This window comes from Paenibacillus sp. P4_A7, assembly GCF_056402455.1.
This window is the reverse complement of sequence record NZ_JBFUHJ010000167.1, coordinates 1-10,782: the sequence shown is the minus strand read 5'-3', so window position 1 is coordinate 10,782 and position 10,782 is coordinate 1. Positions and strand designations below refer to the sequence as shown.

Annotated in this window: 5 protein-coding genes and 1 pseudogene; 3 read left to right on the top strand and 3 right to left on the bottom strand. The window is 43.4% G+C overall.

Going from position 1 to position 10,782, the window contains the following annotated elements:
• Nucleotides 1-25 precede the first annotated feature (25 nt).
• Nucleotides 26-3,307: a chondroitinase-B domain-containing protein gene (locus AC1DWN_RS18820; protein WP_477560439.1), complete on the bottom strand. Its 3,282-nt coding sequence runs from the start codon at nt 3,305-3,307 to the stop codon at nt 26-28.
• Nucleotides 3,308-3,886: 579 nt separating this feature from the next.
• On the opposite strand from AC1DWN_RS18820, the gene AC1DWN_RS18815 reads away from it, so the two are divergent.
• The 3 genes and pseudogenes from AC1DWN_RS18815 (at nt 3,887) to AC1DWN_RS18805 (ending at nt 7,860) form a co-directional block, all read left to right on the top strand.
• Nucleotides 3,887-4,762 (top strand): nicotianamine synthase family protein, encoded by an 876-nt coding sequence (locus tag AC1DWN_RS18815; RefSeq protein ID WP_477560438.1) that lies wholly within the window; start codon nt 3,887-3,889, stop codon nt 4,760-4,762.
• Nucleotides 4,761-4,885: pseudogene (locus tag AC1DWN_RS18810) on the top strand (RNA polymerase subunit sigma-70); the annotation flags it as partial. The gene AC1DWN_RS18815 and the pseudogene AC1DWN_RS18810, both read left to right, overlap by 2 nt.
• Before the next feature lie 353 nt (nt 4,886-5,238).
• Nucleotides 5,239-7,860: a glycoside hydrolase family 3 protein gene (locus tag AC1DWN_RS18805; protein WP_477560437.1), complete on the top strand. Its 2,622-nt coding sequence runs from the start codon at nt 5,239-5,241 to the stop codon at nt 7,858-7,860.
• 129 nt (nt 7,861-7,989) lie between these two features.
• On the opposite strand, the gene AC1DWN_RS18800 is transcribed toward AC1DWN_RS18805, so the two are convergent.
• Together AC1DWN_RS18800 and AC1DWN_RS18795 are read right to left on the bottom strand one after the other, a co-directional pair.
• Complete coding sequence (locus AC1DWN_RS18800) at nt 7,990-9,552, bottom strand: response regulator transcription factor (protein WP_477560436.1); 1,563 nt, start codon at nt 9,550-9,552, stop codon at nt 7,990-7,992.
• On the bottom strand, nt 9,549-10,782 hold a 1,234-nt coding region (locus AC1DWN_RS18795), incomplete at its 5' end, for a sensor histidine kinase (protein WP_477560435.1). The genes AC1DWN_RS18795 and AC1DWN_RS18800, both read right to left, overlap by 4 nt.

Sequence of the window (10,782 nt, the reverse complement as noted above, 5' to 3'; positions counted from 1 at the left end):
GGCGTTGATATCGGAAAACTTGTTCTCAATTGTCCGTCCTTGGGCCGATAATGAAGTTGCCGTAAAAGCTGTTGCGATTGCCGTGGCGCGACACGATACCACCGTAAGAATTCAAAATCGTATTATACCGCACGATGTTATCGCTGCTTTTGACCGAAATGATCTCATCCTCACCGTTCAAGCCGTCGAATAAATTGTATTGAATCGTGACGAAGCCGGAATTTAAAGACAGACTCGAAAGTCCAAGGCGGATCGCTTCCAGACCGTTGCTGACACGCGGACCTATGCTGTGAAAGTAGTTGTACTCAATAATGTCGTATTGAGAAATGGAGTCGCCGCTATGACCGGCGCCGTCATAAATGACAACTGCTCCAAATCCGCGTTTAGGGCCGATTTCATTATAGCTGATTCGATTATGACTGCTGACACCCTCGACACGAATAAAATGGCGATGCGTTCCATTGGAGATGAGCAATGTATCGTTCGTATAAGGCGTATCTCCCGTATAGACTGGAGCATCGGCGTTGTATTCGGAACCGCTTATTCTGCAGCTTCCTTCTATGCCGATCAAGCACCAGACACTGCCTTCATCCGAGGTGAATTGATACGGCTGTCCGGTGTCATTGAGCGCAAATGTATTGCGCATGATGGAGGTATAGCTGCTGCTGTACAACTGTACGCCAGGATGAACGCCGGTCAACGCCCGGTGCCCCAGACCGCGATCAATTAACGACTGCGCGCCTGCTGCGGAGCCGATCCCATTGTTGAATATAAGACCTGAAACCTCAATATAGCTGGAGCCTTCGATATGAAAGTAGCTGTCTCCGCTTATTACCGCTCCGCCAATTTCTGCGGAGGTAATCTTTATAGGGAGGGAAGAGCTGCCATTCTTATTCAAAATAACGAATGGTCCAGACTGCTCATATTGGCCGTTCTGAAGCTCGATGTTCGTACCAGGCACTGCCTGATCAAGTGCCTGCTGCAATTCGGGTGCTGTACTGACCTTTATGAGCGTCATATCCGGCAATGGGAAATCGTCCTCATCATGATCTCCCGCTTGAGGAGGTCCTCCTGGTTCATCAAGCTCATCAATTTCTGGAGGCGTGCCGATATACAGCTCCATTTCCATCATACTGTTCCAAGTCGCGCTACTGCCGCTGGCATTGTTCCCATAGCCGACTAACCGCAAATAGCGAGCGGGTACAGGCTGTTCAGCAACGTAAGGCTGCATAATGGAATCGTTTGGCTGAAGCGATCTGCTGTCACGTTTCTCCATCACGATTGTGCTTTGCATGAAGCTGCTGTCATTGGAAGCCAGGAGCTCAAAGCTGGAGTTGCGCTCTCTGGCATTTAGAAATGCGATTTGTGCATAAGTGATTGTTTGAGGCTGGCCAAGGTCGAATTGGAGCCATTGACCACTCCCTGATGCCGACCAACGGCTCTCCATGGAAGCTTCATCCTCGCCCCAAATGCCGTCAACTACGTTAGTTGGAACGAAGGTCGTATTAGGTTGAAAACTGCTTGCTGTAACACTGCCTGCATGCAAAATAAGTTTGCCGTTTGGCTCAATCGCAAGCGCGCGAATGATTTCCATGCTGTACTTGTTCGTTGATCCATTGCCGTTATCGAGCAGGATGGACAATCGATTAACGCCAGGCAGCAAAGGTATATTGGCTGCATCGGCTATCACTGTATTGATATTTTCATAGTTAGACAGCTCGATTGTGACACTAGCTGCAGAGCTTGTTGTTGAGTTAAGCCTTATACTGCTTGTGTCATGCGTCACAATAGCTGAATAGCCGCTTGTCTCATTTGGATCAAAGGTCATATTCATAGGTATTTGAACACCGCCATTCCATATCTCTAGTGATGATAGCTGAGTCTCAGGCAGCATCTCAGCGAAAGTGAAATATATTTCGTTTGCTAAAGAGATAGTAGCAGCATAATAGGAATTGCCATGCAGTGTAATGGGAGAAAGTATTGCAGTGCTTCCATTTGCAAAGCTGCTGTCATAGCTCGCGATCAGAACGCCGCCAAGCGGAACCATACTTTGTGGCACAGCGATTTGAACTTGGCCTGTGTTGTTTGTGTTTTGAGCTTTCCATGTGCGAGCCAAACGCAAGTAGCCGTTCCCATAAGGAATACTCGGACCAGTGTCACCGTTATCTCCCCACAATAAATATTGCTTGTCGGATAAAGGCTGGACTGCAGTGACGATAATTTGTTCGCCTGACGCTCCATTGCTGCTGCGGCTCTGGGCAAGGCTGAGTGCGCCTTCTTGATCCGTTGCAATACCTGCGATATGATTTGTGAATCCTGCGTTAACAGTTGAATCCCACACGCTCATAGGCGCGTTGCCTGCAGATAAGTAGCTGCCGGATTCTAGTGAAAGACCGTATTTGATAGCTAAGTACGAATCAACCTGCCTTCGTTCAATTTCTGTTAGCGGAGAGGCGTAGACGATTAACTCACTTACGAGTCCGTTGTAGCCTGATCCTCCCCCCGCTGCCGATCCGAGAGACATTTCGCCGTTTGATTTTCCTATTATAGGCAGACGAGGAGATGTCGATTGCAGAACGGCTGTTCCATTGCGATAGATAGATTGGTAGACGGATTGTGAGACCGTCGGATTGGCATCAAAATGAAGACCCCACAGATTGTATTCAGAAGGAAGAACCTGATTAACAGCTTGTGCGCGTGGGATTCCTGTGCCGTTGTGCATTGTTCCTGCGTCCCAAAATATGGTGCCTTTACCGCTTGTTGAGCCAGATGTATGAGGAATATGCGCATTGAAGGAACCTGATGTCAGTGATTCGGAGAATACCGAAGAGTTGGCTATCGATGGAGCCCCGCCGGATACCAGAAAAACATTAGCTGAGTCGATCTCCTCCATATTACCGAAAATACCGTCGCTGTCTTGAAGAATGCTGCCTCCGCTTCGTACAAATTGTACTGCAGGCTGATAATTGAGTCCTTCATGCGAGGTTACATATTGCGGCTTAGGCCGATTAGCTATAGCCGTAATCGTTCCGTCATTAATAAAATGATTGCCATAGCCACTGCTATCCTCCCATCTGCTTATTTCTTGATTTGCAGCTGCAGTAACGTTGCTCGAATCGGCATTCAGCCACAGTTTTATATTTTTGTTTACACCGCCCGGTGTTCCCGTCTCTGCAGGGGAAGCCTGCGCAATCTGTAACGGTTGCGACATTAACGGCAGCACACTTAAGACTAATAATAAAGAGAGTCCGATATGAATTGACTTTGACAATAAATTACCATGTACCCATTTAAACGAAATTCTCACAGTAGCCCACCTTTCTCAAATTTTTTCTTTTCATAAAAAAGAATACGCTTACAAATATATTAGTGCGAATATCACCATCCTTCTACGCTATATTCACGCTCCATTCCATTGTCTTATATGCAGCTGGAGGGCGATATTGACAAAATGTAAAAACAGTATTCGCAACCGTTAATCAGGCTCGCTAGAAAGTGAAATGTATATTCAAAAACTAGCTTTAAGGGAATATCTGTTCGCTAACAGACAAATACAAGCTGTTCATTATTGATGAGATTGGTTATCTAAGTTAGTCGGAGCTATGTGTCGAGGATAGAGAAGCGGGCGTTGATGAAGTTTGTATCATGAGTTTTATAAGGTGAAGAAGTAATTGCGAAGCGCCGCCTTGATCAAGGTGGCGTTTTTTGCAGTTTTCAGAAGCGTTAGGCAAACGGATATCCCTAAATTTAGTGATTGCTAAATCATTTGCTGAGGAGTTTTGTTCATTATCCTGCTAGTAGGCCACGTCCCAATCTTCGTCTACAACCTTGACCGTATGAATATATTTCGTAGTAAGAAATCGGATATGAAGGAGGAATTGGGTAAATGGAGGTTTATTCTTCTGGTTCTATTATACTTGCAGGCAACACGACAAGAATGCAAATGGTTGACAACTTTATCATTTTTATCCGTGAAGTAAATGAACTTCTTCAAAAAGAAGTAGATCTGTCTCCTGCTAATCAATTGGTTACGAACATCATTAGACGTCTTTCAATTCAATTACGTTCGCACTACTTACCGGAGGAGGTACAGGCGGTTCTAAGCAACGAGTATATTCGAGTGAACCAACGAAATTTGCAGGATAAGTTGTCAGAAGCCGAATTTTTAGTAGAGTTAGGTGATTCTCTTCACATTTGCAAATCAGAGGATTCGGTCTTGGATAGCGTTCGAAGGTTGTCTTACTGGAACATTTATATGGCCTTGGTTAGTGAAGAGCTGTCGACTCTCCGTCGGATCACTCGACAGGATGGTCAGACGGAGAAGTCGCGGATTGTCTTTGTTGGAAGTGGGCCGATGCCGCTAAGTCCTATTATTCTGCATTTAATCGGTGATGTGGAGGTTACCTGCCTGGAAATTGATTCTGTGGCCTATGATGCATCAAGCTTTTTGCTCGAGCGCATGGGCTTAGAGACTAAAGTGAATGTCGTAATGGCGAATGGATCTGAGTTCGATTATAGCTCTTATAACAGGATTTTTGTAGCTAGTCTCGTTAGAGATAAGCTGGGGGTGCTGAAACAAATTAGTCGCACATCCCCAGATTCTCTAGTAGCTGTTCGTACAGCTGAGGGAATGAAGCGAATCATGTACGAAGCGGTTGATGAATCCCAGTTGAAAAAGCAAGGGTGGCGGATTCTGACACGAACTTGGCCTGATGATAGTCTGGTCATCAATTCGACTTTGTTTCTTAATCGTGTGATGTGAGGACCTGGAGGACTTGATATCGATCGGTACGATCGGTCTGATCAAAGCGAGCGAGAGCTTCCAGTAGGGCGAGCTGGAGCATGGCGACGTTGCCGGCTCGTTGTTAAGAACGAGATCCTAATGTAAAAAGAGTGCATAGTTAGAAAATATCATAACAAGCCTCCAATATGTTACTGTGATGAGACTAGGACAATCCCAAGTCTTCGTATAGTGGTAATGTAAAGGAGGCTTGTTGTATGGAGATACGACTTCATGAAGGTGAATATTCCATGTAAGGGGAATAATTTCCTAGTTATATTCAGCCATCTAGATTAAAAAGAATGCACGTATTCTTTTACTCACTTTACTCTACTTTACCTCATTACCAATATTGTAATATAATAACTTAGCACTCAATAAACTTGAGTGCTAATGATCATTCTATAAATTAGGCAAATGAAAGAGTAAAGCACCTAGAATGCTAAAAGGAGAAAACTATGAGCACAAGAAAAGACTTGCAAGATTACCCGTATATGAATAAGAGCTTGTCTATTGAAGAAAGAGTTGCGGACCTTTTATCGAGAATGTCTCTTGAAGAAAAGGTAAGACAGCTTGATATTTATTCTGGAAATGAAATTTCCGATTCAGTAGAAGGCTTAAATGCAGATTTGCTTAACTATGAAAAAATGGAAAAGGTATCTGCAGGAATTGGAATCGGTTGCATCCAAAACCGAAATTCCAAAGCAGAGACTGCTAATAAAATTCAGGAGTATATCATCCAAAATTCAAGATGGGGGATTCCGGTACTTTTTAGTGAAGAGGGACTTCACGGTTTTGGTTGGAAAGGTTGTACAGTGCTCCCTCAGCAGGTTGCACTCGCAGCAACCTTTGAGCCTGAACTCGGATATAAACAAGCGAGAGTTATCGCTTCCGAAGCGCGCAGCTTTGGTATTCATGAGGTTTGGGCACCTGTTCTCGATCTAGCTAGGGAAATCCGGTGGGGACGAGTGGAAGAAGGATACGGAGAGGATCCATATCTGGGGGCTCAATTCGCGGAGAATATCGTAAAAGGACTTCAAACCGATGACCTTACAAGACCCGATGCCGTAGTGTCGGAACCGAAACATTTTACAGGATACGGCGCTCCTAGAGGAGGACACAATTGTGCTCCGGCTATGATGGGGCAACATGACAATGCTTTCTACTGTCTGCCTGTGTTTGAGGCTGCCTTCGAAGCGGGTGCAATGAATACGATGTGTTCTTACAACTCCATTGATGGTACTCCTGTCGCTAGCGACCATTCGTTGCTTACTGGTGTACTTCGCGACAAGTGGGGCATGAAGGGTTTCGTACGAGCGGACATGACGGCTGTCTCCATGCTACATACGATGCATTTTGTTGCTGAAAACGATCGCACAGCTATCAAAATGGGTCTTGAAGCCGGCGTTGACATGCAATTATACGACTTTCCGCATGATGTATACCAGGATAACCTTATTGACCTTGTAAAATCAGGCGAGGTGGACGAGAAGCTTATCGACACAGCCGCAGGGCGCATTCTTACCGTTAAATTTACAGTAGGCATTTTTGAAAATCCATATACTGATATCGAGCTTTCTTCGAAAGTGGTTCACAGTGAGGAGCATGTGCAGACAGCTCTCGAAGTAGCAAGAAAGTCGATCACCCTGTTGAAAAACAGCAAAAATACGCTTCCTCTCAAAAGAGACATCGGCAAGATTGCAGTGATCGGACCAAGCGCGGATGTTCCCCGTTACGGAGATTACAGCAGCCCTGTTGTGCCTGAGTATGCGGTTACGCTTTTGAACGGTATCCAAAACATCGTTTCGGACAAGACCGAAGTTATCTATGCCAAAGGCTGTGAGATTTTGGAGTCGGACCTGATGACTATACCGGGCAAATGGCTCAAGGACAATGATGGCAACGACGGACTTGTAGGTGAGTACTACAATTCACTTTCTTTTGAGGGAGAGCCTGTTTGTGTAAGAAATGACAAGCAGATTAACTTCAACTGGATTTACACAAAACCTGCTGATGGTGTAAACTACGATAACTTCACCGTTCGTTGGACAGGAAAAATTAAACCGGACGAGACAGTTGAAGGTTATATTGGACTCAGCAGTATGGACAGCATGCGTTTGTGGATCGACGGTACGATGCTTGTTGATGGTTGGGGTGACCTTGATTCCAATCAGATGGTTGCGTTTAAATTTGTTGAAGGCGAAGAGTACGACGTTAAGGTTGAGTATCTCAATGATTCACGAGGAGTAAGAGTAATCCTCGGTTACAGCCTTGGTAACGACTATATGGACGCAGCGGTTAAAGCTGCACAAGAAGCTGATGTTGCAATTGTTGCGGTGGGTGACAACGATCAGACTAGTGGAGAGAACCTGGACAGAGCGGACCTTAATCTTCCGGGCAGACAACTTGAACTCGTCAAAAGAATTTATGAAACGGGAACGCCTGTTGTTCTTGTTCTCCAAAATGGTCGTCCGATGTCGATCACATGGGAAGCAGAGCATCTACACGCGATTATAGAGGCATGGTTTGTTGGTGAGCAGGGCGGAAATGCCATTGCAGAAGTTATTTTCGGAGATGTCAATCCTGCTGGTCGCCTTCCGATGTCTTTCCCGAGATCGGTTGGTCAGCTACCTGTATACTATAACCGCACACCATTCTATGGACATAAATATGTTGAAATGGACTGGCTGCCACTGTACCCATTTGGGTTTGGTCTGAGTTACACAACATTTGCGTATTCGGATCTTGACATTTCAGCAAAGGAAATTGCTCCGGATGGAACGGTAGATGTATCGTTTAACGTTACTAATACGGGAAATGTCGCAGGTGAGGAAGTTGCTCAGCTTTATATTAGGGATGAATTCAGCAGCACAGTCAGACCAGTCAAGGAGCTTGCAGGGTTTAAGCGAATGCACCTTGAAATAGGCGAAACAAAGCGCATCACGCTGACACTGGGATACAGACAACTCCGTACACTTACTAGAAGCCATGATTGGGTTGTGGAACCGGGTAAATTTGAGGTGATGGTCGGGCCTAACTCGGGCGACGTACCGTTAACAGGAGAGTTTTTCGTACGATAATAAATTTGTAAGAGTTACTACTGCCGGTTTGATCCGGAATTAGGGAGGTAGTTCATTTGCCGCGTATGTTTTTCATACGTTAGCAGTGAACTATCTCTCTTGTTTTTCTCTAATAAAGATGAGGCCTATTCAATGATTCGAACGATTATCTGGGTTTGGCAAGCACTTAAATTCCGTAGGAGTTAATCCTGTTATGAGTTTAAATACTTTGCTGAAATAATATTGATTATTGTATCCTACCATTGCCGCGATATCTTTGAATTTGATGTTGGAGGTGTCCATAATTAGTAGCTTAGCTTTTTCGATCCTCAGTTGAGTTAAATACTCGATGGGGGCAGAGCCTTTGTACTTTTTGAATTCACGGCTCAAGAAAGAAACGTTGAAGTTAACCATTTCTGCAACGTCAGCAATCGTGATTTCCTCAGATAAATGATCTCTGAAGTAGGTATCTACTTTATCGATAATCAATTTAACGGACCCTGCAATAGGCTCTGAACCTTTGGGGGAATGAAAGAAATTTTCGAAAATGAATGCTGCGTTTTTAAGCAACGACCGATAGTCTCTGGAGATTGAGATAACTTCATCAAGCTCTAATTTTAGATCGCTAGTTATAATCGGATGGTCTAAACAAGCGTGAGAGGCTTCATATAAAATTTGGGATAAATACAGCTCCACCGCACTCTGTGTATAATTAAGCTGTTCCCATCGGTCAAAGATTGCTTGGATCTCATTGAGAAAAAATTCTTTCTTTTTGTTCTTTATGAAAGCAATTAACTTCTGTTTGTCAAAAGCTTTTTCAAATTCTATTTTAGGTTGAGCGTTCAAAGAAAAATCCTTAACAAACAGGAGACTTGATTGACCGAAAACAGCATTTTTGTCTAGAATGATTCTACTTAGCTGATATTCTAGTCTTAACTCCGACAGCTTCGCAATTCGCTTGCTGACCGCAAAGGTAAAGCATTGATTTGATAGTCCGAACTCGGAAAGAAAAGCCTCATAAAGAGATGTGAAATTGATAGAGCCCCTCTGACTGCAGCTAATAACAACAATCATTTCATTCATTGCCTCGCCGTCAAAAACCCAAAAATCCTCAAATTGCCCATTTGCGTGCTTTGCTAGGAAACTAGCCAAATTAGTTTGAAGCCAGAAGTCATAGGCAGGATTAGATAGTTCGATAAAAAACCTGGATATGGAGCCGGCACAAAGGACGAGAATGAAATAGGTTCTATCTTCTGGCGACTCATATTTACTTATCGTCTGATAACTCCGTCCCCTAAGTAAGTCGGATATAAACTGCTGTTCTTCTGCCATATGGTTGGAATGAATGAACGGAGTTACCTTGTCTAATATAGCGTCAATCGCTTGCTGGGTAACAGGCTTTAAGAGAAATTCCGTTACCCCAAGGCGCATAGCCTCTCTTGCATATTCAAAATCATTAAAACCGCTAATAATGATGAATATTGTATTAGGATTTGCCTTTTTTAATTGTGTAATAAGATGCAGACCATCAATTCCTGGCATTCTGATATCCGTAAATACGATATGAGGCTTCAAGTTAATACACAGTTCTAGTGCGGTTAAACCATCGGTAGCTTCGCCAATAACCTGTATGTTTGGGCTATAGCTATTGATTTTTTTTACTATATTTCTTAAGATAGGGTGCTTGTCTTCTGCGACGATGACGTTGATCATGAATCCTTTACCTCCTCGGCTGAAATCTCCTTAACACCGAAACAAATCCGGCAGCCATGCTCCTCCAAATTTGACACGGTAAAATAAAATCCTTCTCCGAAATGAATGACTAATCGGACAAATGTATTAAGCATGCCCATACCGGATATTTGAAGATTTTTTAATAGCTTGCCTTCAATAAAATTAGTTTGGTAGGTGGATAGATTCTGATTGAGATCAAGCAATACGGCAGGATCAAAGCCAGAGCCATTATCCTGGATAAGGATTTCCCAATCGGATGTACTTTTGAATTGTCCTGAAATGATAATTCTCCAAGGTGGCAGACTTTTATCAAACCCGTGATTAATCGCATTTTCTACGAAGGGTTGCAACGATAATTTGGGAAATCGAAGTATGAACATCTGTTCGGGTATATCCATTTCATAAAATAAGCTGTTATCATAATGAAGCTTCATTAACTCCAGGTAATAAACGGAATATTTACTCTCGTCCGCTAATGATGCATCGGTAACCGTGGAGGAGACGCTGTATCTCATCATCTCCGAAAGCCGGTAACACATGTCCGCTGCAATCATCGAGTCTGTTTCTTCGCAATGGACGGCAATCACGTTAAGTGTATTAAATAGAAAGTGAGGATTAATTTGTGCCTGAAGAGCTGAGTAATTGGCTTCTATTTCCCTAATTCGGGATTCATATTCGGTATTGATAGACTGTTTAAGCTTATCTATCATGTTTTCGAATGAACGGTTTAACATAATCAGTTCGTTATACTCAAAACGTTTATCAGTGCTAGTATTAAACGATAAGTTGTCCAAACTCACTGACTTTACTGTTTTAGTAAGTTTTTTTAACGGCTTCATTAAGTTTCTTATAGCAAAATAGTAGATAATCAGTACAATTAATAAGGTTAAAAAACTAATAATAAAAAGGATAGACCGGTAACGCTTTAGATTATGCTTCAAGGAAATGCCGTCATCCGCAACAACAGTTGTCCAGCCCAAGTAGCTTGAATGATTGGTACTAATCAACGTGGACTGATCCTCTAGCTTTATCTCTCCGGAAGTAAGTGTCGTCTTCTCTCTTAATTGTTTGGAGAGCATCGTGAGCAACGGTTGATGTTGCTTGTCGGTTTTAGTTTTGGTTGGGAAAATAAGATTCCCAATTTCATCGAAAATATAGACCTGCTTGCCGGATTGATTATTTTCGATGCTAGTAATAAGCTCTAGACTC